The organism is Nocardia fodinahabitans (assembly GCF_052983615.1).
In genome coordinates this window covers 6,383,280-6,408,928 of the sequence record NZ_JBRJJC010000001.1, presented here as the reverse complement: position 1 = coordinate 6,408,928, position 25,649 = coordinate 6,383,280, and the positions used below count along the sequence as shown (strand labels likewise).

Annotated in this window: 25 protein-coding genes and 2 pseudogenes; 17 read left to right on the top strand and 10 right to left on the bottom strand. The window is 69.3% G+C overall.

Annotated elements, in window-relative coordinates; genetic code table 11:
- Positions 1-20: 20 nt before the first annotated feature.
- Complete coding sequence (locus NV348_RS30170) at positions 21-560, top strand: nitroreductase family protein (RefSeq protein ID WP_447149888.1); 540 nt, start codon at positions 21-23, stop codon at positions 558-560.
- Between the two features lie 201 nt (positions 561-761).
- On the opposite strand, the gene NV348_RS30165 is transcribed toward NV348_RS30170, so the two are convergent.
- Positions 762-1,937: a cytochrome P450 gene (locus tag NV348_RS30165; RefSeq protein WP_447149887.1), complete on the bottom strand. Its 1,176-nt coding sequence runs from the start codon at positions 1,935-1,937 to the stop codon at positions 762-764.
- Positions 1,938-2,174: 237 nt separating this feature from the next.
- Between NV348_RS30165 and NV348_RS30160 the strand changes: the two genes are divergently transcribed.
- From NV348_RS30160 to NV348_RS30140, 5 genes and pseudogenes are all read left to right on the top strand, one after another.
- Positions 2,175-3,359 carry an MFS transporter gene (locus NV348_RS30160; protein ID WP_447149886.1) on the top strand — a complete coding sequence of 395 codons (1,185 nt, stop codon included), beginning with the start codon at positions 2,175-2,177 and terminating at the stop codon, positions 3,357-3,359.
- A 112-nt stretch (positions 3,360-3,471) separates the two neighbouring features.
- Positions 3,472-3,822, top strand: coding sequence for a histone-like nucleoid-structuring protein Lsr2 (locus tag NV348_RS30155; RefSeq protein ID WP_447149885.1), 351 nt, complete (start codon positions 3,472-3,474; stop codon positions 3,820-3,822).
- Between the two features lie 98 nt (positions 3,823-3,920).
- Positions 3,921-4,076 (top strand): hypothetical protein, encoded by a 156-nt coding sequence (locus tag NV348_RS30150; RefSeq protein WP_447149884.1) that lies wholly within the window; start codon positions 3,921-3,923, stop codon positions 4,074-4,076.
- 5 nt (positions 4,077-4,081) lie between these two features.
- Positions 4,082-4,504, top strand: a pseudogene (locus NV348_RS30145) (RNA polymerase sigma factor); the annotation flags it as partial.
- A 23-nt stretch (positions 4,505-4,527) separates the two neighbouring features.
- A pseudogene (locus NV348_RS30140) lies at positions 4,528-5,031 on the top strand (methylated-DNA--[protein]-cysteine S-methyltransferase); the annotation flags it as partial.
- A gap of 28 nt (positions 5,032-5,059) precedes the next feature.
- On the opposite strand, the gene NV348_RS30135 reads toward NV348_RS30140, so the two are convergent.
- Positions 5,060-6,856 carry a hydroxysqualene dehydroxylase gene (locus tag NV348_RS30135; RefSeq protein ID WP_447149883.1) on the bottom strand — a complete coding sequence of 599 codons (1,797 nt, stop codon included), beginning with the start codon at positions 6,854-6,856 and terminating at the stop codon, positions 5,060-5,062.
- Between the two features lie 101 nt (positions 6,857-6,957).
- Between NV348_RS30135 and NV348_RS30130 the strand changes: the two genes are divergently transcribed.
- Complete coding sequence (locus NV348_RS30130; protein ID WP_447149882.1) at positions 6,958-7,638, top strand: TetR/AcrR family transcriptional regulator; 681 nt, start codon at positions 6,958-6,960, stop codon at positions 7,636-7,638.
- A gap of 27 nt (positions 7,639-7,665) precedes the next feature.
- On the opposite strand, the gene NV348_RS30125 is transcribed toward NV348_RS30130, so the two are convergent.
- A complete protein-coding gene (locus NV348_RS30125; RefSeq protein WP_447149881.1) occupies positions 7,666-9,726 on the bottom strand; it encodes an AMP-binding protein in 2,061 nt (686 codons plus the stop codon).
- A 418-nt stretch (positions 9,727-10,144) separates the two neighbouring features.
- On the opposite strand from NV348_RS30125, the gene casI reads away from it, so the two are divergent.
- Together casI and NV348_RS30115 are read left to right on the top strand one after the other, a co-directional pair.
- Positions 10,145-11,809 (top strand): steroid-22-oyl-CoA synthetase, encoded by a 1,665-nt coding sequence (gene casI, locus NV348_RS30120; protein WP_447149880.1) that lies wholly within the window; start codon positions 10,145-10,147, stop codon positions 11,807-11,809.
- Positions 11,810-12,238: 429 nt separating this feature from the next.
- The gene (locus tag NV348_RS30115) at positions 12,239-12,508 is read left to right on the top strand and encodes a hypothetical protein (RefSeq protein ID WP_447149879.1); all 270 of its coding nucleotides are present in this window, start codon (positions 12,239-12,241) and stop codon (positions 12,506-12,508) included.
- Between the two features lie 9 nt (positions 12,509-12,517).
- On the opposite strand, the gene NV348_RS30110 is transcribed toward NV348_RS30115, so the two are convergent.
- Both NV348_RS30110 and NV348_RS30105 read right to left on the bottom strand, forming a co-directional pair.
- Positions 12,518-13,279 carry a glucose 1-dehydrogenase gene (locus tag NV348_RS30110; protein ID WP_447149878.1) on the bottom strand — a complete coding sequence of 254 codons (762 nt, stop codon included), beginning with the start codon at positions 13,277-13,279 and terminating at the stop codon, positions 12,518-12,520.
- Positions 13,279-14,169 (bottom strand): SDR family NAD(P)-dependent oxidoreductase, encoded by an 891-nt coding sequence (locus NV348_RS30105; RefSeq protein WP_447149877.1) that lies wholly within the window; start codon positions 14,167-14,169, stop codon positions 13,279-13,281. Before NV348_RS30105 ends, NV348_RS30110 begins: the two co-directional genes overlap by 1 nt.
- Positions 14,170-14,362: 193 nt before the next feature.
- Here NV348_RS30105 and NV348_RS30100 point away from each other — a divergent pair, with 193 nt between their 5' ends.
- From NV348_RS30100 to NV348_RS30090, 3 genes are all read left to right on the top strand, one after another.
- Complete coding sequence (locus NV348_RS30100) at positions 14,363-14,614, top strand: hypothetical protein (RefSeq protein WP_447149876.1); 252 nt, start codon at positions 14,363-14,365, stop codon at positions 14,612-14,614.
- Between the two features lie 83 nt (positions 14,615-14,697).
- On the top strand, positions 14,698-15,393 hold the full coding sequence (locus tag NV348_RS30095) for an LmeA family phospholipid-binding protein (RefSeq protein WP_447149875.1): 696 nt from the start codon (positions 14,698-14,700) through the stop codon (positions 15,391-15,393).
- A gap of 251 nt (positions 15,394-15,644) precedes the next feature.
- Complete coding sequence (locus tag NV348_RS30090) at positions 15,645-16,631, top strand: Acg family FMN-binding oxidoreductase (RefSeq protein WP_447149874.1); 987 nt, start codon at positions 15,645-15,647, stop codon at positions 16,629-16,631.
- A 52-nt stretch (positions 16,632-16,683) separates the two neighbouring features.
- Here NV348_RS30090 and NV348_RS30085 read toward each other — a convergent pair whose 3' ends face one another.
- Positions 16,684-17,079, bottom strand: a complete 396-nt coding sequence (locus tag NV348_RS30085; protein WP_447151187.1) for a RidA family protein — start codon at positions 17,077-17,079, stop codon at positions 16,684-16,686.
- A gap of 133 nt (positions 17,080-17,212) precedes the next feature.
- On the opposite strand from NV348_RS30085, the gene NV348_RS30080 reads away from it, so the two are divergent.
- Both NV348_RS30080 and NV348_RS30075 read left to right on the top strand, forming a co-directional pair.
- Positions 17,213-18,211, top strand: coding sequence for a helix-turn-helix transcriptional regulator (locus NV348_RS30080; RefSeq protein WP_447149873.1), 999 nt, complete (start codon positions 17,213-17,215; stop codon positions 18,209-18,211).
- A gap of 145 nt (positions 18,212-18,356) precedes the next feature.
- Positions 18,357-19,742 (top strand): DUF1214 domain-containing protein, encoded by a 1,386-nt coding sequence (locus tag NV348_RS30075; protein ID WP_447149872.1) that lies wholly within the window; start codon positions 18,357-18,359, stop codon positions 19,740-19,742.
- A gap of 79 nt (positions 19,743-19,821) precedes the next feature.
- Here the strand turns inward: NV348_RS30075 and NV348_RS30070 are convergent, their stop codons facing one another.
- Positions 19,822-20,403 carry an ASCH domain-containing protein gene (locus NV348_RS30070; RefSeq protein WP_447149871.1) on the bottom strand — a complete coding sequence of 194 codons (582 nt, stop codon included), beginning with the start codon at positions 20,401-20,403 and terminating at the stop codon, positions 19,822-19,824.
- 80 nt (positions 20,404-20,483) lie between these two features.
- Here NV348_RS30070 and NV348_RS30065 point away from each other — a divergent pair, with 80 nt between their 5' ends.
- Positions 20,484-21,248, top strand: coding sequence for a GTP pyrophosphokinase (locus tag NV348_RS30065; RefSeq protein ID WP_447149870.1), 765 nt, complete (start codon positions 20,484-20,486; stop codon positions 21,246-21,248).
- 68 nt (positions 21,249-21,316) lie between these two features.
- On the opposite strand, the gene NV348_RS30060 is transcribed toward NV348_RS30065, so the two are convergent.
- Positions 21,317-22,231 carry a D-alanyl-D-alanine carboxypeptidase family protein gene (locus NV348_RS30060; protein WP_447149869.1) on the bottom strand — a complete coding sequence of 305 codons (915 nt, stop codon included), beginning with the start codon at positions 22,229-22,231 and terminating at the stop codon, positions 21,317-21,319.
- A 225-nt stretch (positions 22,232-22,456) separates the two neighbouring features.
- Here NV348_RS30060 and NV348_RS30055 point away from each other — a divergent pair, with 225 nt between their 5' ends.
- Positions 22,457-22,738, top strand: coding sequence for a hypothetical protein (locus NV348_RS30055; protein ID WP_447151186.1), 282 nt, complete (start codon positions 22,457-22,459; stop codon positions 22,736-22,738).
- 47 nt (positions 22,739-22,785) lie between these two features.
- Complete coding sequence (locus tag NV348_RS30050; protein WP_447149868.1) at positions 22,786-23,391, top strand: class I SAM-dependent methyltransferase; 606 nt, start codon at positions 22,786-22,788, stop codon at positions 23,389-23,391.
- 68 nt (positions 23,392-23,459) lie between these two features.
- Here the strand turns inward: NV348_RS30050 and NV348_RS30045 are convergent, their stop codons facing one another.
- Positions 23,460-24,833 carry an FAD-dependent oxidoreductase gene (locus NV348_RS30045; RefSeq protein WP_447149867.1) on the bottom strand — a complete coding sequence of 458 codons (1,374 nt, stop codon included), beginning with the start codon at positions 24,831-24,833 and terminating at the stop codon, positions 23,460-23,462.
- Positions 24,834-24,872: 39 nt separating this feature from the next.
- Positions 24,873-25,418: a hypothetical protein gene (locus tag NV348_RS30040; protein ID WP_447149866.1), complete on the bottom strand. Its 546-nt coding sequence runs from the start codon at positions 25,416-25,418 to the stop codon at positions 24,873-24,875.
- Positions 25,419-25,649: the final 231 nt, after the last annotated feature.

Here is a 25,649-nt window from a genome sequence, read left to right as displayed (position 1 = left end):
GAATCGGGTTGGCAGTGAACGTGTCTTCTGAACCGACCCGCCTGCATCCCCTGCTGGCCGACCGCTACAGCCCCCGCGCGTTCGACCCGGCGGGAACCGTCGACGACGCGACCCTCGAATTGCTGCTCGAGGCCGCGCGCTGGGCACCCTCGGCGGGCAACTCGCAACCGTGGAGCTTCTATCCGGCCCGGCCTGGCGAGGTCGAGCACAAGCGACTCACCCAGCATCTGGCACCGAGTTCGGCACGCTGGGCGCCCGACGCGGGACTGCTGATCGTCACGCTCGCCCGGCGTTTCGTCGACGACTCCGACCTGCCCTACTCGGAATTCGCCGACTACGACCTCGGTCAAGCCGTCGCCCACCTGACCGTGCAAGCCCAAGCCCTCGGCCTGTCCAGCCACCAGTTCCGCGCCTTCGACCGTGACGCGATCACCGCCGAACTCGCCCCGAAGCCTGGCTGGGTCGTCATGTCGATGATCGCGGTCGGCCGCGCCGCCGACACCGCGAGCGCCCGCACCCGGCACGAGATCGCCCACCTGCGCGCCGCACCCTGGCAGTGAGTCGGCCCGCCTCGACAGGTAGTCGCGATCTTGCTCGGTTGTCGGGAAAGTACATGTTGTCGGCCCGCCCGATCTCGACACAGTCCAGGCGGAATGCATGCAGCGGACCGAGGCAGCCGTGGTCATCGGCCCCAGCGTGCACGCACTCTGGCTGCAGACCCTGGGCGACCGGACTGAGCGGCACACCCGGGCTCGACGAGGTCAGCGCGTGACGCGGTCGAAGTGGAGGTGGAGTTCGCGAGGGGCGCCGATGCTGATGCCGACCGAGCGTTCGATTTCGGTGCCGGGGGCCAGGCGGAAGCCGGTGAGGCGGTCCAGGAGGCGGGTGATGCCGATGTCGAGTTGCATGCGGGCGAAGTGGCGGCCAACGCAGCGGTGGATGCCGATGCCGAAGGCCAAGTGTGGGTTGTGGTTACGGTCGAAGTCGAGGTGTTCGGGGTTGTCGAAGCGAACGGCGTCGCGGTTGGCGGAGCGCCAGTGCACCGCGATTCGATCGCCCTCGACCAGGGGGACGCCGAGCAGATCATTGTCTTCCGCGACGACTCTGCCCATCACGCTCACCGTCGAGGTGTAGCGCAGGATCTCGTCGAGATCGCGGGTGGCCCAGTCGGGTTCGCGCAAGCGTGCTTCCAGGCCGGGGACTTCGGTGAGGTATTCGGCGATGTAGGCCAGTGCCCCGCGGGTGGTGTCGAGACCGCCCAGCAGGAGCACGGTGACCACCCCGAGTCGTTCCGCCATGGTGAGGGGACGACCGCCCTCGACCGTGGCGTCGACGATGGACTGCAGCAGATCCTCGCGGGGTGCCGCTTCCCGCTCCGCCATGAGCTCCGCAGCCAATCCCGCGACCGCGGCGAAACTTTCGGGGGTGTTCTGCACCGATACCTGGGTGACGGCGTCGACCGCGCGGGCCAGACGCTCCTCGTTGTCGTCGTCGAGCACGATCTTGGCCAACGCACCGGCGGTGAACGGGATCGCGAACTCGCTGACGAACTCGACCTGCCCGCGGTCGGCGAACCGGTCGATCAGATCGTCCGCGAGCTGCCGCACCACGGGCTCGTACCGTCGGAGCGCAGGCTTCGAGAACGGGCCGTTCAGAAACGCCCGGAAGTCGCGGTGCAGCGGCGGATCCACATCGATGGGTGGCAACGCGACCGGAACCGTGGTCAGTCCGGGCATGGCCGAACTGAAGATCTTCGGATGCGCGGCCACCGTCACGAGATCCTCGTACCGCGTCACCACATGCATGCCACCGCCGAACCCGGTGTGCACGACCGGACAGTGCTCGCGCGCCCACGCGAGTTCCTCGTCCAACCGCGCGCAGTGGCCCTCATCGAACCAGTCGAGATGATCGAAAAACCTTTGGCGGCTTGCGGTCACGACAAACCCCTTCCCACCCCGAACCAGCGACCCCACCGATGGTGCGCTCGGCACAGCCACCACGTCAACCCCGGTCATTTCAGCGGGTGAAGGTAGCAGAGGCAGCGCAGTCATGGGGTCGTCGCTGGAGCCACGGCCCGATGATCGGCGAAAGCTTGTCAGCGATAGGAGCTTTCGGCCCGCCGAGGCAGCGCGGCGGGTGCGCCCGAGACTGAGGAGCATGCTGGTTGGACCACGATGAGCACGAGAACCGAAGTCGACGCGCGGTCCGAGGCAGGGCCGCGGAACCTGACCCTCGCCCACCTGCTGGTCCTCGCTGTCGGCACCTTCACTCTGAGTGTCGACGGCTACGTGCTGTCCGGGCTGATCCCGGAAGTCGCCGCCGATCTACACGTCTCGATCAGCACGGCGGGGCAGCTGACAGCCCTGTTCGCGATCGTCTACGCGGCCGGATCGCCGGTGATCGCCGCGCTGACGGGCAGCTGGGATCGCCGGGTGCTGCTGGCGGGCGGGATGGTCGTGTTCGTCGCCGGTCTGGTGCTACAGGCCGCGGGACCGAATTTCCCGGCCGTGGCCGCCGGCCGCGTTGTCGCGGCGCTGGGAGCGGCGGCGTATCAGGCTAACGCGTTCAGCACCGCGGGACTGCTGAGCGACGACGCGCATCGCGCGCGGTCGCTGGCCGTGGTGGCGGGTGGCGGATCGCTCGCGCTGGTCGCGGGGCTCCCGTTCGGCATTCTGGCGGGTCAAGCCTGGGGGTGGCGGGCAGCCGTGTGGATTCTGGTGGTACCCACGGTGATCGCGTTGTGCGCGGTGGCGCTGCTGCCGGTCGCGCACGCACCGAGGCTGTCGCTGCGCGACCGGCTGCGGGTGCTGACCGACGGGCGGGTACGGGGAATCCTGCTCGGCACCGTAGCGGTGATCGTGCCCGCGTTCCTCCTCATCGCCTACCTGCCCGCGGTCCTGGAGGTGTCCGGCACGCTGGTCGCGCCGGCGATGCTGGCCTTCGGCTGCGGGCAGGTCGTCGGCACCACCGTCGTACCGCGACTCATCCGCTTGCGCGGTGCGCCGGGCACGCTCGTTCTCGGTGCTGGCGGGGTGGCGGCCTTCGCGGTCGTGCTGGCCGCTGCCAGGACGACCACGCCCGGCGCGGTGGTGGCGATGATCGGGCTCGGTGTCAGCGTCGGCATCGCGATCGTGCCGCAGCAGCACCGTTTGTTCGCTCTCGTGCCCGCTGTCGCGCCGATCGCGATGGGCCTCAACGGGTCCGCGGTCTACCTCGCCGTCGCGCTCGGCGCAGGTCTGGGTGGCGGCGTGCTGGCCCTGGTCGGAGTGATCGCGCTCGCCCCGACGGCGGCCGTTCTCGGCCTGCTCGCCGTCATCGTGAGCTTTGTCGTCCGTCCCGAGGACGAAAGCCGGAGGTAGACATTCGTGGTGTCCGGGTAGCGAGCTGACCGGAATTGTGGGGCGATCGAGGCGGTTGTCGGGCTCGCATTACGATCACTGAGGACACAGCCCTTCACCGAACAGGATCCTCATGGCGCGCAAAGTCGTTGTCACCCTCGTCGATGATTTCGACGGCGCCTCCGCCGCCGACGAAACCGTATCGTTCGGAATCGACGGTGCGAGCTACGAGATCGACCTGTCCGAAACGAATGCGGCCAAGCTCCGCGATCTGTTCGATCAGTGGATCCCGGCGGCCCGCCGCACCGGGCGGATCAAGGCCGGCGGTCGCCGATCCGAGACGACCACCGCGGCCGCCGCTCCGGCGCGACGCAACGACCTGACCGCGATCAGGACCTGGGCCAGCGACAATGGTCACTCGGTCTCGGCGCGCGGCCGGATTGCCGCCGATATCATCGCCGCTTACGAAGAGGCGACCGCCTAACACACCGCGGCCCGAGGGCCCACCGATTCCGATCGATATTCGGATCTCACGTTTTCCCGATGCGCGACGTCTTCACGGTGACAGCGAAAGGAAAACAGATGAATACCCGACATCTCGTAGTCGATACCGGCGTCCTCGGGCCGATCGCCCTGGTCGCGTCCGGCACCGCCGTGACCGACGCGGCCGGTGACGAATTCCAGCAGTCCGCCCTGCTCGAGGAACCGGCCGAAGTCGGCGCCGGTCGCCAGTTCTGACCAGGGTGCCCGTGAAGCAGCCCTTCGAGAAGATCGCCACCCGGCACGGTCCCACCGTGTTGCGGGTGTGCCGGGTCGTCCTCGGCGCCCACGATGCCGAGGACGCCTGGTCGGAGACATTCCTGGCCGCGATGCGCGCCTACCCGGACCTGCCCGAGGACGCGAATGTCGAAGCGTGGCTGGTGCGCATCGCCCATCGCAAGGCGATCGACGTGGTGCGCGCGGCACACCGCAATCCGCTGCGCGTGGACCGGATGCCCGACGCGCCGACCGCTGTCGTCGACACCGACGACAGCGATGTGTGGACCGTGGTGGGCGGGCTGCCCACCAAACAGCGCCAGGTGATCGCCTACCGCTATGTCGCGGGGTTGAGCTATGCCGAGATCGCCGAGGTCCTCGGCGGCAATGTCGACGCCGCACGGCGAGCCGCGGCCGACGGTTCGAAGACCCTTACACCACCATCGATTCCCCGGTCGGCGAGTTGCTCCTCGCCGCGACCCCACGAGGTTTGGTGCGGGTGGCCTATGCCGGTGAGGACCACGACCGGGTCCTCGAGGTGCTGGCGCAGAAACTGAGCCCGCGTATCCTGCGGTCCCCGCGACGGCTCGACGACGCCGCGCGCGAGCTCGGTGAGTACTTCGACCGCCGCCGCCGGGCCTTCGACCTGCCGCTGGATCTGTCGTTGTCGCACGGCTTCCGGCAACTGGTGCAGCGGCACCTGCCCGAGATCGCGTACGGCCAGACCCGCAGCTACCGCGAGGCGTGTCACGCGGCGGGGCAGCAGAAATCGACCGCGACGCTGTTGCCGCGCGGACACGGCTATCTGTTCACCACTCGCGATCGTCCCGTCCGCTCCGCGCGTGGCTGGTCGGCCGCCCCGGTCCGGCACGGAGTCTCGGCGGTCCGTTCCGGGCACCGGACAACGCTGGCGCTGGTCTTCCACGACGCGGCATGACCACACCGCTGCCGTACGTCCTGCTCGATCATCCGAGATCGAACAGGTTCGGCTGACCCGCGTGGAAGCGGGCGGCATCGGCCAGCCGCAACGGCTCGAACGCCGGAATCGACTCCCTGGTGTACAGCCGGGCCGGGGTCGCCGCCGAGCCCGCCGCCGTGAGCAGCGCGTTCGCGGCGGTGCGGCCCGCTTCGTTCGCGCCTTCCATGGTGGCCAGGTCGAAGTTGGTCTGCACGTAGTCGGCGGCCAGGAACAGGTTGGGGACGCGGGTCCGGGCGGTCGGCCGGTTGTCCCAGGAGCCGATCGTGTTCACCAGCAGCGGTTCGTCATTGGTGTTCTCGCTGCCGTTCCAGACGATACCGGGGTCGATCATCCATTCGCGGACGATGCCGTCGGGCAACTGGATCCGGCCGTCGTCGTTGAGGGCGGCGGTCAGCTGAGCCCAGGTCTCCTGGTAGATCTCCTGGTGGGTGCAGTATTTCGCGGGCTTGCCGAACAGGATGCCCGGGGTGTCCCAGTCGGCGATGTCGATGGTGAGGCCGTCGGCGACGGCGCCGTCACCGTAGACGGCGGGATAGTCGACGTCCCAGAACGCGCGCTGGGTGTAGGAGGTCAGCCGCCACGGCGCGTCGAGGTAGATGTTGTAGCCCTTGCCGAGGTCGAGCTGCTCGCTGACGAACATCTGCATGCCGTTCATCCAGTCCAGGCTCAGCGCATCCATCCTGCCCAGTGCCGGATCCAGGTCCCGCAGCTCGGGTGTCCAGAGCGCGCGGGCCCGGTCGGTCGGCACGGCGCAGACGTACCAGTCGGCCTCGAGCTGGGCGGATCCACCGTGCGCACGCCGGATCCGGGCGCCGCCGATCCGCCCGTCCGCGACGACGAACTCCTCGAGCGCCTCCCCCGGCCGGAACCGGACACCCATGCCTTCCAGCAGCGTGATCCACGGATCCAGCCAGGCCTCGTTGGTCGGCCCGTTGAGCACCTCGTAGACCTTCGGCCCGCCGGTGAGCTCCCGCATGAGCGCGATGAAGAAGCCCTCCATCATGTTTCCCATGGTGCGGGTGCTGGCCACGTACTCCTTGGCGGCCACCAGCGCCCGGGTCAGGCCGGTCGCGGCGAGTGCCTGGAACTGCGCGGATCTGCTGCCCGCGCCGATGAAATCCCACCAGCTGACGTGCTCCCACTGCCCGAAGCGGCGTTCCTCGCTCGAGGTCAGGTAGGTGACCACGCGCCCCGCCATGTGGATGGCCTCGGGGAGCGGAACCAGGTTGTTCTTCAGGAACACCTCGGTCAGGATCCGTTGCAGCCCCATCGGTGTGAGCGCTTCGGCCGGGTCGAAGTAGAAACCGAACATCAGCGGGAAGCCGTCGGGCAGGTTGCCCGAGCGGGGGTAGCGCGGGTCGGTGACCGAGAACGGGATCAGGTTGTCGTACACGGTCTTCCGCGTGCCCGGTACCGGAATGCGGCGCATGGTGTCGTGTACGTGGTGGTAGAACGAGGTGAACCCGCGCGCGCCGTGTTCGCCCGGCAGTGCCGCCCGGCCCCCGGTTCCCGTGCCTGCCATCGGGATCGTCCGCGACTTCCCACCGAGTTCCTTGCGGTCGAAGACCGTCACCGCGAAGCCGCGTTCGGCCAGTTCGTGGGCCGCGGTCAGTCCACCGATCCCCGCGCCGAAGATCGCGACGGTGTTGCCGGCCGGACTGTTTCGCCTGCGCGGACTCGCCTGCGCGGTCCCGGTCGCCAGCCCAGCGCTCGCGGCCACCGCGGCGGCACCGCGCAGCACTGTCCGTCGGCTGACCCGGTGATCCTGATGTCGAGCTGCCATTGATCGACCCCGTTCTCCATCTGACGATCGCGATCGTCACATGCTGACACAGAGTCGGCTCGCATGGGAGACAATGCCGACATGACGATGACGGTGACGCGGTGAGCACCCCGGCGCGGCCGGGCCGCGCCTACGGCGGAATGGGTGCCGCGGAACGCGCCGCCGCCCGGCGGGAGAAGCTGCTCGCCGCCGGGCTCGCGCTGTTCGGCACCCACGGCTATGCCGCGACCGGTGTGAAGGCGCTGTGCCGTGAGGCCGGGCTCACCGACCGTTACTTCTACGAATCCTTCACCGACACCAGGGAATTGTTCGCCGCGGTCTTCGACGGCGTCATCGACGAGCTGTACCGATCGGTGTCGGCGGCCGTCGAGGCGACGCCCGCGCGAGGCACCGACAAGCTGCGCGCCGGCATCGGCACCTACCTCACGGCGCTGGATCGCGATCCGCGCAAGCTCCGGGTCGTCTTCGTCGAACCGGCGGGCGCGGGCGCCGAAGACCGTATGCGTGAGGCACTCTGGCGGTTCGCCCGGCTGGTCGCGGCGACCGGCACCAGTGCCCGGCCCGAGGAGCACCCGCCCACGGAGGTGATGGACATCTTCGCGCTCTCGGTGGTCGGGACGCTGGAGCGGGTCATCGTCGAGAAGCACAGCGGGCGGCTGGACGTGCCGATCGCGGACCTGATCGACTACTGTGCCGCGTTCGCCGCCACGTCCCTGCGGGCGATCTACAGCGGCCGGATCTCCGTGCCCGGCATCGCGGGTGGTGACGGCCGGCCGAGCTGACCACGCTCGCCGCAACGGCGCACCGGATCAGCCCGCCAGCCACTCCGGATCGACCAGCAGCCGCTTGAGTACCTTGCCGGTCTCCCCGCGCGGCAGCGCGTTGAGGAAGGTGACATCGCGCGGCACGGAGAAGCGGCTGAGCCGGTTGCGCACGTACGCGCGCACCATGTCCGAGTCGAGCCCCGACCCCTCGTGTTTGACCAGAAACGCGGCCAACCGCTGACCGAACTCGCGATCCGGCACACCGACCACCGCGACATCGGTGACCTGCGGCAGATACGACAGCGCCTCCTCGACCGGGCGGGGGAAGACGTTCTCGCCACCGGAGATGATCATCTCGTCGTCGCGCCCGGCCACGAACAGCCTGCCTTCGGCGTCGAGATAGCCGAGGTCACCGGTGTCCAGCATGCCGTCGGACTCCTCCGGCGGCGCGTCGCTGACATAGCCGTCGAACAGCATGTGATTGCCCACGAAGATCCGTCCGATCATGCCGACCGGCACGGGCACGCGATCGGGGTCGAGGATGGCGATGCGGGTGCCCAGCGGCGGCCGACCGGCCGTGGTGGGCGCGGCCCGCAGCTCCTCCGGTCCGGCCACACTGGCCCAGGAGACCTCGGTCGAGCCGTAGAGGTTGTAGAGCACGTCGCCGTAGTCGGTCAGGAAGCGGTCCACCGTGATCGCCGCCAGCGGCGCACCACAGCTGATCACGTGCCGCAGGCTGCTCAGGTCGTAGCGGGTGCGAATCGTCTCGGGGAGGTCGACCAGGCGCTGCACCATCGTCGGCACCGCGATCAGGGTCTGGACCCGGTGTTCGGCGACGCGGCGCAGGCATTCCTCGGCATCGAAGCCCTGGGTCAGCACCACGGTCGCGCGCACGGCGGTGCTCAATTGCAGCGCGGACAACCCCCAGGTGTGGAACAGCGGCGCGGGGATCATCATCGTGCTGCCCACATGGATCGGAATCCGCGACAGCAGCGCGACGACGGTGTCGAAACCCTTCGCGTGCGGCCGGCGCGCCCCCTTCGGGATGCCGTTGGTTCCCGAGGTGAGCACGATCTGGCGGCCGGACACGGTCGGCACCGGAAACTGGGTGCGGCGCAGGGCGATCAGGTCCTCGATCGTGGTCTGATCCGGGTGCGCGGGTAGGTCGTCGGTGACGAAGCGGGGCAGATCGCGGTGCAGGTACTGCACGAGGTGCGCCAACCCGGTGTCGACGAACAGCGCCGAGAGGCGGTGCCGCTGCACGATCTCCTCGATGCGCCGTCCGGACAACCCGGCGTTGAGCAGCGCGACGTCGACCCCGAGCTTGCCCGCCGCGACCATGGTTTCGACCATGCCGCAATGATTTCCGGCCAGCAGGCCGACCGCGTCGCCCGCCCGCAGGCCGACCTCGTACATCGCGCCTGCCAGCGCGGTCGTGCGCTTGTCCGTCTCCTCGAAGGTCACCGTGCTGCCGTCGTCGAGCAGCGCGAGCTGGTCGGGGCTGTGCGCGGCGCCGGCGGCGTATCCGCCCGCCAGATTGAATCCCCACCGGTACAGCGACCGCAGTTGCCTGGCCGAGGTCAGCGGTGGCGCGATCAGCCCCGAGTTCACCCACCATCGCGCGATTTCGGATTTGCGCCGGATCGGGGCCCGGTCGCCGTTGGCCACCACCGAGGTCCGCGCCCCGCGCACCAGGTCGACCGCCCGGCGCAGACCGTCTTTGACCCACCCGATGATCGTGGTGTTGGTCGCGCCTTTCAGCGCCGGATGCAGACGCGGTGCCGCGAACACGGTCACGCTCACCGAGGTGCGCTCGTCGGCACCGGTGAGCCGGACCATGGCGAAGCTGCCGGTCTCCGGATTGTGCAGTTCGAAGCTCTCGTACCAGCGACCGATCGTCAGGGCCAGGCCCACCGTCCGGACGCCGAGGGCCGCGTCACCGACCCGCACCTGCCATACGGTGCCGCCATCGGGGTGCAGTATCCGCTCGCACCCGCCGATCCCGGTCCACAGACGCGGATAGCTCTGCGGCTCCAGCAGCACATCCCACAGCGGCCGGCGCGGGACGGCGAAGTCCACGACCACATCGACGACGTCACTCGGCATTTCATCGCGCTTCCGCCGGCCCGGCCACGCTGCCGGGAAGTGCCTCGTCACCGCGGCCCCCGTGCCACGGCGGTGCCCGATCGGCAGGCACTGCACCAGAACCCATCGTGGCGTGCCCGCCCGTGGGCGAATGAAATATCTCCCGATTCTTGCGACCGAACGAAACGAGACCGGTCGCGTTGGTGACAGTGACCAAACTTTCGAGGCCGACGGCGGCGATCACGGCCACCGTGGTGTGCGCGCCGAGACCGGCGGCGTCGGCCTGCAAGCCCCCGCCTCCTACCCGGACGCGCCGCGGTGCACAGCTGTCCGTGCCATCCAGCGGGACAGGCGGGGTGGAAACCCGCGACGAACCGGCATGCTGGCACTCTGTTCGACAGTCAGCCAGTGGAGGTGCCGAATGGGTGCGATGACGACGATGACGGAGCGACCGGACCCGCCCCGGGCGGACATCGCGACCATGCTGCTCGACCGGCTCGGCGATCAGCGCCTCGGCCTGCGTACCCGCGACACCGACTGGACCTGGGACGCGGTCCTCCGCGAGTCGGCCGCCCGCGCGGAACTGGCCCGCGCGCTGCGCCGCGACGGCCCGTTCCACCTCGGCGTGCTGCTCGACAATGTGCCCGATTTCGTCTTCTGGCTCGGCGCGGCGGCTCTGGCCGGCGCGACGGTCGCCGGCCTCAATCCGACCCGTGGCAACGCTCAGCTGGCCGAGGACATCCGGTATGTCGACTGCCAGCTGATCGTCACCGACGCGGCGGGGATGGCGCGGCTGCGGCAGCTCGATCTCGGTCTCGCCGAGGACCGGTTCCTGCTGGTCGACAGCCCGGACTACGCCGACCGCATCGACGCCCACCGGGTCGAGCCCACGGCGGTGGGCGGGCCGACGGATCTGCTGCTGTTGTTGTTCACCTCCGGCACCACCGGGACCTCGAAGGCGGTGCGGTGCACCCAGCGCCGCCTCGCGGTGGTCGCGTACGCGGCGGCGGCGAAGTTCGGGCACATCCGCGACGACGTGGACTACTGCTGCATGCCGCTGTTCCACGGCAATGCGATCATGGTGCTCTGGGCGCCGGCGCTGTCGGTCGGCGCGACGGTCTGCCTGACCCCGAAATTCTCGGCGTCGCAGTTCCTTCCGGATGTGCGGTACTTCGGCGCGACCTTCTTCACCTATGTCGGCAAGGCGCTGGGGTACCTGCTCGCCACCCCCGAAACCGCGGTGGATTCCGACAATCCGCTGGTCCGCGGTTTCGGGACGGAGGCGTCGGTCGCCGACCAAAACGAGTTCCGGCGCCGCTTCCGCGCGGAACTGCACGAGGGCTACGGCTCCAGCGAGGGGCCGAGCCTGGCCGCGCTGGATCCAGCCGCACCACCCGCCGCGCTCGGCAAACCCGCGCATCCCGGTGTCGCGGTGGTGGATCCGGAGACGCTGCGGGAGTGCGCGCGGGCCGAGCTCGATGAGTACGGCCGGGTCCGCAACCCCGACGAGGCCATCGGCGAGATGATCGACAAGGCGGGCGCGCTCGTCTTCGAGGGCTACTACAAGAACGAGGTCGCCGACGCCGACCGGATCCGCAACGGCTGGTACTGGACAGGCGATCTCGGCTACATCGACACCGACGGTTTCCTGTATTTCGCGGGCCGCAAGGGTGATTGGCTGCGCGTCGACGGCGAGAACACCTCGACGCTCCTGATCGAACAGGTACTGCGCCGGCACCCCGCCGTCATCGCCGCCGCGGTGTTCGGGGTGCCTGATCCCCGCTCCGGCGATCAGGTCATGGCCGCGGTCGAAGTCGCCGACCCGGCCGCCTTCGATCTCGACGATTTCACCGAATTCCTCCGCAACCAGGATGATCTCGGTAGCAAGGGCATGCCGCGATTCGTGCGGGTCTCGGCGAATCTGCCGGTGACCGGTTCGAACAAGGTACTCAAGCGCGAACTCCAGGATCAGGGCTGGAGCACCGACGAACCGGTCCACCGATGGGCAGGCCGCGGCCGACCGCGGTATCACCGGATGACAGACGCGGACCGAGCGGAACTAGAAGCGGAGTTCGCCGCGCACGGCAGGCAGCGCATGCTGTGATCACATGCCGAAAATCGCTGGCGTGCTGTGATTCAATGGCCTGGTGATGACGACAGCGGCCGCCCTCGGAGCGGCCGCATCCCGTCCTCGCGTCGGACCAGCGGTCCGCGCCGGTCGGCGGCCCCGACGAGAACGGGGTACCGACAATGACATTCGATCACACCCGCAACCAGCCCTTCGGCGGCTTCCTGATCAGTTCCCGCTCGCTGGGCGAGTACCGGGCGATGTTCGCCCTCACCGACACCGACCTGCGCCGCCGCCTCCTGGACTGTCCCGGCGGTGCGGCCGGGTTCACCGCCGCGGTCCGCGGGTTCGGCGGTGACGTGACGGCCTGCGACCTCGCCTACGCGGCGGACGGTACGGCCGAGGTCGCCGCCGCCACCGCGCCGTCTACCCGATCTCCCCTTCGGCGACAACGCCTTCGACCTCGTGCTCAGCTCGCACCTGCTGTTCAGCTACGCCGCCGACCTGGACTACGAGTTCCATCTCGCCGCGGTCGGTGAACTGCTCCGGGTGGGCACCGAGGCGCGGATCTTCCCGCTGGTCCCGATCGGGACCGACGAGCGCTACCGCGATCTCGACCGTCTCCTCGCCGATCTTCGCGAGCGCGGGATCGAGGGAAGGATCGTGGACGCCGGGTACGAATTCCAGGCGGGTGCCGATCAGATGCTGTTGTGCTGCAAGGCTATTCGGAGCTGACCGATCGGGCTAGCCGTTGACGCGGACGACCGGCGGGCCCGCGGTCCAGCCGCCGTCGACGGCCAGCTCGGCACCGGTCGTGTAGGAGGCGGCGTCGCTGAGCAGGTAGGTGACGGCGCCGGCGAGTTCCTCGGGGCGTCCGACGCGGCCCAGCGGCGCGTTCGGGAAACCGCCGTCCGCGACGCTGATGCCGGTCGGCGCCGTCATCGGGGTGAGCACCATGCCGGGGTGGACCGAGTTCACCCGGATCCGGTCGCTCGCGAGTTCGACCGCGGCCACCTTGGTCAGCCCGCGCACGCCCCACTTGGCCGCGCCGTAGGCGCCCGTGTGCGCCAGGCCGACGAGTCCGGCGGCCGAGGAGATGTTGACGATGGAGCCGCCACCGGCCGCCCGCAGCGCGGGCACCACCGCGTGGATGCCCATGTTGACCGACACCAGATTCACCTGGATCACCCGCTGGAAGGTCTCCAGCGGCTCCTCGACCAGCGGGACACCCGAGGCGGTCACGCCGGCATTGTTGACCAGCCCGGTCAACGATCCGAACGCCTCGACCGCGGTGTCGACCGCGTGCTGCCAGGAGGCCGGGTCGGTGACGTCGAGGTGCACGAATCGGGCGCGCTCCCCCAGTTCCGCCGCGACGGCGGCGCCGTCGGCGTCCAGCAGGTCGCCGATCACGACGCTGCCGCCCGCGGCGACGATCCCGTGCGCGAAGGCCGCGCCCAGACCGCGCGCACCACCGGTGACCAGCACTACCTTGCCCGAAAGATCCATCACTGTTCCTTTTCTTCTCGGATGCCGAAGACCGCGCCGCCGCCGAAGGCCGCGCGATGCGAGACCGGCTGTCCACCATCGATATCGGTGATGCCGTAGGCGAGCGCCGCTTCGGCCGTGATCACCGTGCTGCCGCTGCGGTCGCCGATCGCGGGATCGGTGGCCAGCGCCAGCACGACCCGCCCGACGAATTCGGGCGTCTCCGCGCCCGCGATCGGGAAACCCTCGATGTCCTCGACACCCAGGGCCAGCACCTGCTCGGTGCGCACGATCCCGGGCCACAGCGACAGGGTGCTCACGCCGGTGCCGCGCAGTTCCACCGCCATATCGCAGGCCATCTTGTCCAGGCCCGCCTTCGACATCCCGTACAGCACCGAATGCAGGTAGCCGCGGGTGCCGAAGGAGGAAATATTGGCGATGACGCCGCTGCCGCGCGCGACCATGAGCCGCGCCGCCTCGACCGAGGCGACGTAGTGCGCGCGCAAGCCGACGCCGATCAGCGAATCCCAATCGCCGACCGGTCGCCGCCAGAACGGGTCGCTGAACCCGGCGAAACCGTCGGGGTTGGCCCAGACATTGTTGACCAGCAGGTCGAGCCCGTCCTGTGCGGCGGCGATCCGGGCGAAGACGGCGGCGATCTGCGCGTCGTCCCGGTGATCGCACCGCACGGCGATGCCGGTGCCACCGCGGGCGCTCACCTCGGCGGCGGCCACCTCCAGCGGCCCACCGTCACCCGCGCTGCCCCGGCCGGTCAGATACACGGTCCACCCGGCGGTGCCGAGCGCCAGCGCGATACCTTTGCCGACCCCGCGACTGGCCCCGGTCACCAGGGCGATCTTGGGCACGGCCGACGCGTTCGCCAGGCCGTCGGAGTGCGGTGTTGCTGTCATGTCGCTCACCGTAGGGCCGGGCCGGCAAGCCCGCCTGCGGCCCTTCCCGCTCATCGGGAACGGCGTCCGGTCCGGTTGCCTGGGGTTTCCTGCGTGCCCCCGGCGGGTAACAAGAGTCCGATACTCGCTCGCGATCCCAGCGGCGAGACGCGGTTTCCGCGACGGACACAACTGGAGACACACAGTGTTAGGTTTGCTCGGCGGCAGTCGCCGCAAGAACTCGACCGAGAGTTGCCCCGGCGCCGCCACCTCGGCCGGACTGCTGCAGTCGGGCGATGTGGTCATCACCCCGCGACGCAGCTTCCGGGTGATCAGCACGAGCTTGGTGGGCGGCGCCCATCACGCCGGGCGGGTGATCGCCGACACGATCGACCTGGTCAACGGCCGTCTCCGGGTGATCGAATTCCCCAGCACCGAGACCGTGGTGACCGTCCGGGCGACCTAGGGGTTCCCACTCATCGGTGTCGCCCTGCCCGCACTCGGCCACGATCCACAGCATGATGGTGGGATGGCCGAAAGGGTGAGCGTATGCGCGCAGTGCTGATACTGATCGTCGTCTTGGGGATCGGGCTGGTCGTCGGCGACCGCGTCGCAGTCGTGTTGGCGCAGAACGAGATCGGCCGCGCGATCGCCGCGGAGTACAACCTTCCGCAGCCACCGGAGGTCGACATCAGGGGTGTCCCGTTCCTGACCCAGGCCATCGACGGCACCTACCGCGATATCGACATCCGCGTCGGCGACTGGAGTGGGCAGAACATCTCCGTCCACGATCTCGATGTCGTGCTCACCGACGTCTCCGCGCCGCTCGCCGACGTTCTCGGTAACCGCACCTCGAACCTCGTCGCCGCCACGGCGACCGCGACGGCCGTGGTCCCCTACGACGTCGTGCAGGGTTTCGCGCCCGCGGGCGTGGAATCGATCTCCGACAGCCCCGAGGGACTGCGCGTCACCGGAAACTTCCCCGTCGCGGGCCTCTCGGTTCCAGCGACCGTCTTCGTCACCGTCGCCCCCACCGAGGCGGGCATCGAAGTCACCCCGGTCTCGGTCCAGTCCGCGATCGGCGGCCCGGCCATCCCCCTGTCCATGCTCCGCCGAACTCTCACCTTCACCGTCCCCCTCCAGCAACTCCCCCTCGGCGCCCGCCTCACCGCCATCCAGCCCGCCCCCGACGGCCTCCACGCCACCGCCGTCGCCCACGACGTCCACTTCACCGACCTGCCGTAGGCGCTTCGGGCAGCGAAACGTCCGACACGGGCCTGCAATTGTTTTTGTTACGCAACCGATAACCCGCGCTGATATCTCCCCGGTCAGCTCGATAAGTGGCCGGGGAGTACGGACCATGTGAGGGGGGATTTGAAACACTATGGGTTCGCTCATTCGGTGACCTCGAATTATGGTCGATTGCGGCGCGTCTTCCGACACTGGACGACCGGGTGAGAAGTGTGTGCCGCAATCCCGTCAGGAGGGATCGTGAAATGACACCGTTGCTATTCGATGTGGATACGATTACCGCCGCTCTGGAACTCGCGGTCAAGGCGCCGTCGGTGCACAACACGCAGCCGTGGCGCTGGCAGGTCGGGGACGGACGGATCGACCTGTTCAGCGATCCCGCTCGGCGATTGCCGGTGGAAGACCCGAACGGGCATGCCATGGTCATCAGTTGCGGCGCAGCCCTCCATCATTTGCGAGTGGCGCTCGCGGTCACGGGGTGGTCGGCGAGTCCCGATTACCTGCCCGATCCGGATGATCCGACGCATCTGGCCACCGTCACCGTTTCGCCCAGGCCACCCTCGGACACCGATATCCAGCTCGCCGCCGCGATTCTGCTCCGGAAATCCGAGCGTCGCCGATTCGCGCCGTTGCCGATCCCGGCGGGTGCCTTGCGCGGTTTGTCCTCGACGGTCGTCGAATTCGGCGCGGTCGCCCGGAATATCCCCGAACAGATGCTGCCGTTGCTGGACGAGCCGATGCGGGCCGCGGCGGCGCGCCACCGGGCCGACGCCGCCTATCTGCGCGAACTCGCGTCGTGGAGCGGGCGCACCGGTCACGACGACGGAGTACCGTCGCACACCACGGTGCTGCCGCGTCGCACCGATTCCATCCCCCTCCGCGAGTTCAGCGACCCCGGCATCGACGAACCCACCGACAGCCCCGACCATGCCAGCTGGGTCGTGATCGGCACCACGGCCGACGACCGCCGCGCACAGCTCCGGGCAGGCGAGGCGACCAGCGCCCTGCTACTCGGTGCCACCAGCCTGGGTCTGTCGACCTGCATCCAATCCGAGCCGCTGGGCATCCCCGACCTCCGCGACACGATCCGCCGCACCCTGCTACACGACTGCGCACACCCCCAGGTCGTCGTGCGCGTCGGCCGCTTGCACCACACCGCCGCCCCGGTCTCCGCGAGCCCGCGCCGCCCACTCGCGGAAGTACTGGAACCGCTGGCTCGCCACGTCGCCTGACGGGCTCGGGTGTGCCGCCGAGCGGATCCGCTCGGCGGCCCGGTTCGCCGGCTCAGTCGACGGCGGTTGCCTCGAGCTCGACCAGCTGCCCTGGAATCGCCAGCCGGGTGACGCCGAGCATGGTGGTGGCCGGTGCCACCGCGGCCGCACCCAGCCGTGCCGCCAGCACGCCGTAGTGCCCGAACAGCAGGTCCACATCGGTGGTGTAGACGTTGAGCCGGACGAGATTCGCGAGCGACATACCCGCCGCGGCGAGCACGGCCTCCAGATTGTCGAGGCTCAGCGCCAGCTGCGCGGCCATGTCGCCGTCGTGCTGGGGCGTGCCGTCGCCGCTCATCGCGGTCTGCCCGGAGCAATACAGAGTGCGGGTGTGCCCGGCGACGAGTTCGCCCTGGTCGAATCCCAGGGCCACCGACCACGTCACCGGGTTGATCGCAGTTCGTTCCAGTACCACTTCAGCTCCATTCGATTCGTCGAAGTACCGACGTCCGCGGCCTGGTGGCTGCTGTCTGCGACGCCGTGGTCGTAACCCTCGCAGGCAATCACGACATCCTGTGTCGTGTATTCGGTAGAGTTCTTCGGTGCGCGCAGACCGGTTGGTGTCGCTGGTGTTGTTGCTGCGTCAACGCGGTCGCCTCACCGCGACCGAGCTCGCCGACGAGCTGGAGGTGTCGACCCGCACGGTATTGCGCGACATCGAGGCGCTGTCGGCGGCCGGTGTCCCGGTCTACGCCGAACGCGGCAGGCACGGCGGCTTCGCCCTGCTCCCCGGCTTCCGAACCGAGCTCACCGGGTTGAACCACGACGAGGCGCTGGCCCTGCTGGTCGCCGGATCACGGCGCGGCGCACAGGCTTTCGGGCTCGGTTCGGCGCTGGCCGCGGCCATGCTCAAGGTGGTCGACGCGCTGCCGGACAACTACCGCGACACCGCGGCCGACGTGGCACAGCGACTGCTCATCGATCCGGAGACGGATCTGCTGTCGCGCAGGCTGGTCGACGACGAGATACCCGGCGACATCTCGGCCGAGGTCCGCCGCGCGGTGTTCGCCGGCCACAAGCTGCGCATCCACTACGCGGCGGTCGACCAGGCCCCGAGCTGGCGGACGGTGGACCCGATCGGCATCGTCATCGTGCGCGACCAGGCCTATCTGCTGGCAACCAGGTCCGGCGCGGACCGCACCTACCGGCTCTCGCGAGTGCTGGCGGCCCAGGAGCTGCCCGAACCGGCACAGCGACCGGACCGGGTCGATCTGGACCGGGCCTGGCAGGATCGCAGCACCCGGTTCCGCACCGGCGGTGACCAGCTCGCCGTACTGGTCCGGGTACAGCCCGCGCGGCGGGAGGAGCTGGTGACCACCGCGCTGGCCGTGTGCACCGAGGAACCCGACGACGGCTGGCTCCGGCTGGAAGTGACCTTCCAGGACGCCCGGCACGCCGAGTGGGCACTGTGGCAGCTCGGTACGGACGCGGAGGCACTGGCCCCGGTGTCGTTACGCACCTCCCTGCGTGCGCGCGCGACCGCCATCGCCACCCGATACGGCGAGCCGTCGGCGCCAGAAACGTGCGTTGAGCAGGACTGACCACATGAGCAGACGGATCGCACCCGTCGACCGGCCGGTTCCGGCGCCAGGTGCGCGGTTCATCCGTTTCGGGTGAAGCGAGCCGGTGCGCGTCTGCCTAACGTCGGCGAAGAGGGGCCGATGCTGTCGACGAAAGAGGTCGGGCATGACTGCACCGCAGTACATTCGTGGCGGTTTTCCCAGCCCGGACGCTGTCCGCCGCGCCTATGACGAACTGGATTACCACCGGGCGCTGGCGATGTACCGATTCTTCTTCCCCACTGTCTCGCTGGAGGCGACGTGGCGCGAGAATCTCGCGGCGGGGGCCGTGCCGAATCGGGTGATGGCGCTGCTGGTCGGCAGCCCGGATCAGTATGTCTTCACCGCCAATTCCGATACGCCCTATGCCGGGCTCACCATCGATCTGTCGGACGGCCCGATGGTCGTCGAGGTGCCGCCGGGCACGATCATGGGCACCGCGAACGACCTCAATCAGCTCTGGGTGCTCGACCTGGGTCTGCCGGGACCGGCGGGCGCCGAGGGCGGCAAGCATGTGCTGCTGCCGCCCGGGTTCGACGGCCCGGTGCCGGACGGCGTTTTCACCGGCACCGCGACAACGATCCGGGTGCTCGTGCTCGTGCGCGCGCTGCCGCACGGCGGCGAGGTCGACCCCGCGATCGCGCTCATGAAGCAGGTGAAGGTGTATCCGCTCGGCAGCGACGCCGAGTCGAATCCGCTGGAGTGGGTGGATCTTTCGGAGCAGAAGGGGCTCGACTTCACCCCGGTGCGGTGGGAGGAGACGATGGACTACTGGCGAATCCTGCACGAGATCCTGCACTCCGAGCCGCCCAACCCCGACTATCGCTACCAGTACGGCGAACTCGCGGCGCTCGGCATACTCCGCGACGCCCCGTTCACACCCGACCGGCGGATGACAGCCATCCTCACCGACGCGGCCCGCCGGGGGCATCTGCACCTGTGCGTGCAATCGTTCGCCGATCGCAGGCCGGACCGGCTCGTGTGGCCCGACAGCCGCTGGGAGTGGGCCGCCCTGCGGTCGGAGAACGGCACCTTCGACGCCGCGGGCTACACCGACCTGTACGCGCGCGAAAAGTGGTTCTACCAGGCCCAGTTCGAGTCACCGGCGATGTTCGCGCGCGGTCCCGGCGCCGGCTCGCTGTACTGGCTCGGCCTGCGCGACACCGCGGGGGCCTACCTCGAGGGGGCAGGCTACTACAGCCTCACCGTCGCGCAACCGGTCCCGGCGACACTGTTCTGGTCGATCACCGCCTACGACGCGCGCACCCGCAGCGAACTGCGCGCCCCACAGAACCGGCCCGCGCTGCGCTCCCTGTACGAACTCGCCGATGTCGACACGACCGCGCCGCTGACCCTCTACTTCGGGCCGACTCCGCCACCGAACACCCCGGCCGATCGCTGGATCCAAACCACCCCGGGCACCGGCTGGTTCACCTATTTCCGTATCTACGGCCCCGACGGGCCGGCATTCGACGGCACCTGGCGCCTGCCGGATTTCCGGCGCCACGGCTGACCGATCGTCAGCGGGCCCGCGGCGTCCCCACGATGATGTCGGGCGGCGCGCCGACCAGCAGCATCGGCGGATCTTCCCCTCACCGCCCGGTCGCGCGCAGATACGCCTGTCCCCACGGAGAGATCTCGTACCCGACCTCCAGGCTGCGGGTGAGACCGAGGTTCTTCAGTTTGCGGACATCGAGCTTCAACGATTCCCTGTCCCGGCCGAGCAGCTCGGCCAGATCACCTGCCCGCCGGCCACGGTGGTCGGCGACAGCGCCCAGGACCGCGGCCGTCCACGGCCCACGGCGGCTCGCCTTGTCCAGCCGCGCCAGTGCCGCGGCGATCTCGGCTACCTCGCGCGCGTCCGGATCGGCACGCCCGCTCAGTGCCACCCGGTCATCGGGCCCCAGATAACGCACCGCGATCCGGAAGACGGGATAGTGCGCCGCGCCGCGAAACGCCGCCAGCACGGCGTCGGGGTCCGGCTCGCCCGCCGCTCGCGCGTCCTCGTCGGTGATGTCACCGGCTTCGATCTGGTCCACCCCGACGATCCCGACGGTGCCCGCTGATGTGCGCAGTGTTGCACCCACGCGCACCCGTGGACGGGCCCAGCGACGGAAAACCTGGGTCACGTCCCCGGACGCGATCCCGCGCGCGACGCGATCGGTGAGCATCATGGTGCGCTCGACCCTACTCGGGGCCGTCAGCCCGCCGGGCCTCGCAGCGCACCGTGGCGGTGCAGGCACAATGGAGGGCGATGAAACCCTGGCAGCTCGACCCCAACGCCGACGACGGCCCGCCCGGGAACGGAGCGCACGCCACCGTCGAAGACATCCGAGTCCTGCGCGAACAGTTCGTCGACTTCATGCTCGGCTACAAGTTCGCGATCGACGAGATCACCACCAAGATCAATATCCTGCGCGAGGACTTCAACAACACCCACGAGTACAACCCGATCGAGCACGTCGGCTCCCGGCTCAAGTCGCCCGAGAGTGTGCTGGAGAAGGTGCAGCGCAAGAACTACGCGATGAACCTGGCCGCGATCAGGGAGAACGTGCTCGATATCGCCGGCGTGCGGGTGGTGTGCAGCTTCATCTCCGATATCGTCACGATCCGGGACATGCTGGCCGGTCAGGAGGACATCACCGTCCTCGAGGAGCGCGACTACATCACCCACCGCAAGCCGAACGGCTACCAGAGCCTGCACCTGATCGTCTCGATCCCGGTGTTCCGCTCCGACCGCACCCAGCGGGTACCGGTCGAGATCCAGATCCGCACCATCGCGATGGACTTCTGGGCCAGCCTCGAGCACAAGATCTACTACAAGTACCGGGGCGGGGTGCCGCCGAATCTGCGCAGCGACCTCGCCCAGGCCGCCGAGGTGGCGACGCAGCTCGACGAGAAGATGGAGGCCCTGCACCGGCAGATCGACCGTACGGCCAGACCCCGGACGAGCCCGGCCGAGTCCGTCGACCTCAGCGTCCTCTACAACGCCTTCACCACCGGCACCCCGCACCACTGAGCGCGCCGTGAGCGTCACGCCGGACAGTGCGGGAACACCCACCGTCCGGCATCGGTGCGCTGCTGCCGTCAGGCCGGTTGCAGGACGCGCATGATCGGGTCGTAGGCCCAGTTCAGCAGGCGCTCGGCGTCCTCCTTGGCGGCGGCGCTGCTGTGCGGCGAGCTGTGCAGCACCACGCCGATCACCGGAATGCCCGCCCGGACCGTCTCGAACAGCAGGCAGTGGCCGGCGGCGTTCGTGTTGCCGGTCTTGATGCCGATGGTGCCGGGGTACTCCTGCAGCAGCCGGTTCGTGGTCTCCCAGTGGTGCTCGCGGTTCGCCGGTCCGGCGGGCACGTGGAAGTCGCGGGCGGCGACGATCTCGCGGAACACCGGCAGGCTCATCGCGCGCACGCCCATCGCGACGAGGTCCACCGGAGTCGAATGGGTGGAGTCGTCGGTGGGGTTGGGCAAGCCGCTGGGATCGGTGAATTGCGTTCCCGCCAGGCCCAGCAGGCGCGCGGTGTCGTTCATCTTGGCGATGAACGCGTCCTGCCCTGGCCCGAAGGACTCGGCGACCGCGTACGCGGCGTCACAGCCCGACGGCAGCAGCAGCGCGTACAGGAGCTGCCGGGCGGTGAGCACCTCACCGGGCGCCAGGCCCGCGGTGCTCCCGTTGTGCCTGGCGCAGTACGCGACGGCCTCGTTCGGCACCGTCACGGGCCGCTCGAGGTCGTTGCCCGCGATCACGACGATGGCCGTCATCACTTTCGTGATGCTGGCGATCGGGACCGGGGTGTGCGCGTTGCGCGACCACACCACCGTTCCGGTGAGACCGTCGGCCAGCGCCGCGCCGGTGGCCTGCACGCCCTCCGGCCCGACCGTCCAGGGCAGCTGGTCGAGGGCGGCGCTGCCGGACGGCGCGGCACCCGCGACCCCGTGACCAGCGGCGACGACCAGAACTCCAGCGATGACAGCGTGCAACATCCCGGCAAATGTCCGCATGGCGACATTCTGTCCCACAACCGCGCCGACTCGTGGGATTTGACCACTGACTTTCCGCGTCGGCGTGATTCGTCCGCCGCGACACTCCGCAACGGTTGACTGTCCGGGCGCCGGGCTGCACTGTTGATAGCACTGAGCGTCGCGCGTGTCGGTGGTTCCACAGGGTCGGCCCTGTTCACAGGGGGTATCAGCGAGCTACTCGGAAACGGGAAGGACGCGATGACGATGAACGGTCGCCGGAATCGCCGGAATCGGGAGATTCGCGAGGTTCGAGAGATCCACGCTCGGCCGACGCATCAGATCGCCAAATTCTTCCTGTCGACGCTGCTGCTGGTCTGGTTCGGGCTCGGCCTGCTGGCGGCCTCGCAACGCGAGTACTTCGCGAACCCGCCGACCGACTGCGGTGGCCTGGGCACGATCGCCGTCACCGTACTCGCGGGCCCGCTCAATTATCTGGGAGCCAATCCCAGGATCTCCTCGTGCCAGCTGCCGGAGCCGAGCCGATGACCGCCACCGGCTAGGGTCGAGCGGGTCGACCCGAGGAGGATCCGAGCATGAGCGCGTCGTCGAGTAAGCGCACCCCCAGCGGCTGGGACGAGCTCGTCGCCGCCGACCCGGCGCATTCGACCTGGTACGTGGAGCGATTCCGCACCCTCGCGGCCGCGGGCGAGGACATCGTCGGCGAAGCGCGGCTGATCGACGCGATGCTCGGGCGCGGCCGGCGGGTGCTCGACGCGGGCTGCGGGGCGGGCCGGATCGGCGGCTACCTGCACGAGGCCGGACACACCGTGGTCGGTGTCGACGGTGATCCGGTCCTCATCGAGGCGGCGCGCTCGGATCATCCGGGCCCGACCTGGCTGGTCGGCGACCTCGCCGAACTGGATCTGCCCATCCGCGACTTCGACGTGATCGTGTGCGCGGGCAATGTGATGACGTTCCTCGCCCCGACCACGCGGTCGGCGGTGCTGACGGCGTTCGCCCGGCATCGCGGGCCGGGCGGCCGGGTGGTCATCGGATTCGGCGCGGACCGTGGCTACGAGTTCAGCCAGTTCCTGGCCGATGCCGAATCCGCCGGTCTCACCGTCGATCTGCTGCTGTCGACGTGGGATCTGCGCCCGTTCGCCGCCGACTCGGACTTCCTGGTGGCCGTGTTCTCCTGACTCGCGGTCAGGCGTCGGCCGGCGCGGGCTCGCCGGTGAATTCCTGGCGACGCAGTCCGGCTGAGGGGCTACCCGCCGCGCACCACCGCGCGGGTCGCGGCGCGCGCGGCGACCAGGATGGGATCCCAGACCGGCGAGAACGGTGGCGCGTAGCCGAGATCGAGCGCGATCACCTGCTCCACCGTCATCCGCGCGGTGAGCGCGACGGCCGCGGTATCGATGCGCTTGGCGGCGCCGTCGCGGCCGACGATCTGCACGCCGAGCAAGCGGCCGGTACGGCGTTCGGCGAGCATCTTCACCGTCATCGGTGCCGCGCCGGGGAAATAGCCGGCACGGCCGGTGGATTCGATGGTGACGGCGTGGAACTGCAGGCCCGCGCGTTCGGCGTCCTGCTCCCGCAATCCGGTGCGCGCCACCTCGAGATCGCACACCCGGCTGATCGCAGTACCGACGACACCGGGGAACGTGGCGTAACCGCCGCCGACACCCGATCCGATGACCTGGCCGTGTTTGTTGGCGTGCGTGCCCAGCGGCACATAGCGCGACATGCCCGACACCAAGTCGAGCACTTCGACGCAGTCCCCACCGGCCCAGATCTCGTCGTACCCGCGCACCCGCTGGGCGAGGTCGGTGAGCAGGCCGCCGTACTCCCCCAGCGGCAGGCCGGCGCGGCGGGCGAGATCGGTGGCCGGGCGCACACCGATTCCGAGGACCACCACGTCGGCCGGATACTCGGTGTCGACGGTCGCCACCGCGCGAACCCGGCCGTCCGCACCGGTCGGCACACCGGTCACCTCGGCGTCAGGCACGACCCGAATCCCCATCCCCTCCATGGCCTTCCGCACCAGGGCGCCCATGTCGGGGTCGAGGGAGGACATCGGTTCGGCGCCCCGGGTCACCATCGTGACCCGGAATCCGCGGGTGACCAGCGCCTCGGCCATCTCGACGCCGATGTACCCGGCACCGACGACCACCGCTTCGCGCCCCGGCGCCGCCACCAGCCCATCGATGAGAGCCTGGCCGTCGTCGAGGGTCTGCACGCCGTACACGCCGTCGGCATCGATACCGGGCAGCGGCGGACGGACCGGTGTCGCACCGGTCGCCAGGACGAGTTTGTCGTAGTCCGTCCAGGACTGCGCTCCGGTGCCGAGATCACGCGCGAGCACCCGGCGACCGGCCGGATCGATCTCGATCGCCTCGGTGCGCAGGCGCAGGTCGATCCCGCGATCGCGGTGCTCGGCGGGTGAGCGGGCGATCAGGTCGTCGACATCGTCGACGTCCCCGCTCACCCAGTAGGGAATGCCGCACGCCGAATACGAGGCGTGAAACCCCTTCTCGAACACCACGATCTCGAGTTCGTCATCGCCCCGCAGCCTGCGGGCCTGCGACGCGGCGGCCATTCCCGTCGCGTCGCCACCGATGACCACCACACGTTCGCCCATGCCGTCCACGGTACGGGCGCGACGTGCGGTGATCGGCAGTCACACCAGCTCGGGCACCCGCAGGTGCGCGAATCCCAGCCGGAACTCCGCCACGTCGACGATCTGGGCACCCATGACCCGGGTCGCCATCGCCCTGATCCGATCCGCGTGCTCACGGCTGCTGTCGAGCTCCTCGCGGCTCGCCCACACGGTCGAGCCCACGCCGCGGCCGGTGGCCCGGTCGACGAACAGGCTGGCGCTGCGGAAACCCTCGAGCTTCTCGAACTCCGGCAGTAGTTGCGCCTTGAACGTCTCGATCGCGCCGTCGACAGCGGACGGATCGACCTGCACCCAGGTGCACCGGGTGCACGCGTTCGGGCCGGCCAGGTGATCGCGGTGCATGACCGCTACTTCCCATTCCTCGACCTTCTCCACCGGGCCGTTCAGCGCCTGGGCCATGCCGTCCCGCAACATCTGGACGCGTGGCCGACTGGCCTGCATCATCTCCTCGGATTCCCATGCGGTCGTCGCGATACAGCGTCCCGTCGCTCTGTCCACCATCAGCGACAGACCGACCCAGCCCTCTACTTCGGGCAGTTTCCGCATGAGGTCATTGCGGAGGTATGCGATCCCGGCGTCGATCGACGACGGCTGGGCCGCGATTGTGCTTGAACGTGCGTACACGAGCCACCTCCTACCTGGGTAAAGGCGGCGCCCCGGTGGGCACCACCGGACATACCCACTGTCCTCCACGCCCACCCTCGGCACAATGCTTATTTTCCGCCACATTCGGGTAGTCGCAGCTATTGACAGCGGCAGAATCCGGAGAAGACTGGA

What these genes read in the sequence shown, in the direction of transcription:
- NV348_RS30160 (WP_447149886.1), top strand. Translation starts at nt 2,175, where the DNA reads ATGAGCACGAGAACCGAAGTCGACGCGCGGTCCGAGGCAGGGCCGCGG.
- NV348_RS30155 (WP_447149885.1), top strand. Translation starts at nt 3,472, where the DNA reads ATGGCGCGCAAAGTCGTTGTCACCCTCGTCGATGATTTCGACGGCGCC.
- NV348_RS30150 (WP_447149884.1), top strand. Translation starts at nt 3,921, where the DNA reads ATGAATACCCGACATCTCGTAGTCGATACCGGCGTCCTCGGGCCGATC.
- NV348_RS30135 (WP_447149883.1), bottom strand. Translation starts at nt 6,856, where the DNA reads ATGGCAGCTCGACATCAGGATCACCGGGTCAGCCGACGGACAGTGCTG.
- NV348_RS30125 (WP_447149881.1), bottom strand. Translation starts at nt 9,726, where the DNA reads ATGCCGAGTGACGTCGTCGATGTGGTCGTGGACTTCGCCGTCCCGCGC.
- casI (WP_447149880.1), top strand. Translation starts at nt 10,145, where the DNA reads ATGACGGAGCGACCGGACCCGCCCCGGGCGGACATCGCGACCATGCTG.
- NV348_RS30110 (WP_447149878.1), bottom strand. Translation starts at nt 13,279, where the DNA reads ATGGATCTTTCGGGCAAGGTAGTGCTGGTCACCGGTGGTGCGCGCGGT.
- NV348_RS30105 (WP_447149877.1), bottom strand. Translation starts at nt 14,169, where the DNA reads ATGACAGCAACACCGCACTCCGACGGCCTGGCGAACGCGTCGGCCGTG.
- NV348_RS30095 (WP_447149875.1), top strand. Translation starts at nt 14,698, where the DNA reads ATGCGCGCAGTGCTGATACTGATCGTCGTCTTGGGGATCGGGCTGGTC.
- NV348_RS30090 (WP_447149874.1), top strand. Translation starts at nt 15,645, where the DNA reads ATGACACCGTTGCTATTCGATGTGGATACGATTACCGCCGCTCTGGAA.
- NV348_RS30075 (WP_447149872.1), top strand. Translation starts at nt 18,357, where the DNA reads ATGACTGCACCGCAGTACATTCGTGGCGGTTTTCCCAGCCCGGACGCT.
- NV348_RS30070 (WP_447149871.1), bottom strand. Translation starts at nt 20,403, where the DNA reads ATGATGCTCACCGATCGCGTCGCGCGCGGGATCGCGTCCGGGGACGTG.
- NV348_RS30065 (WP_447149870.1), top strand. Translation starts at nt 20,484, where the DNA reads ATGAAACCCTGGCAGCTCGACCCCAACGCCGACGACGGCCCGCCCGGG.
- NV348_RS30060 (WP_447149869.1), bottom strand. Translation starts at nt 22,231, where the DNA reads ATGCGGACATTTGCCGGGATGTTGCACGCTGTCATCGCTGGAGTTCTG.
- NV348_RS30055 (WP_447151186.1), top strand. Translation starts at nt 22,457, where the DNA reads ATGAACGGTCGCCGGAATCGCCGGAATCGGGAGATTCGCGAGGTTCGA.
- NV348_RS30050 (WP_447149868.1), top strand. Translation starts at nt 22,786, where the DNA reads ATGAGCGCGTCGTCGAGTAAGCGCACCCCCAGCGGCTGGGACGAGCTC.
- NV348_RS30045 (WP_447149867.1), bottom strand. Translation starts at nt 24,833, where the DNA reads ATGGGCGAACGTGTGGTGGTCATCGGTGGCGACGCGACGGGAATGGCC.
- NV348_RS30040 (WP_447149866.1), bottom strand. Translation starts at nt 25,418, where the DNA reads ATGCGGAAACTGCCCGAAGTAGAGGGCTGGGTCGGTCTGTCGCTGATG.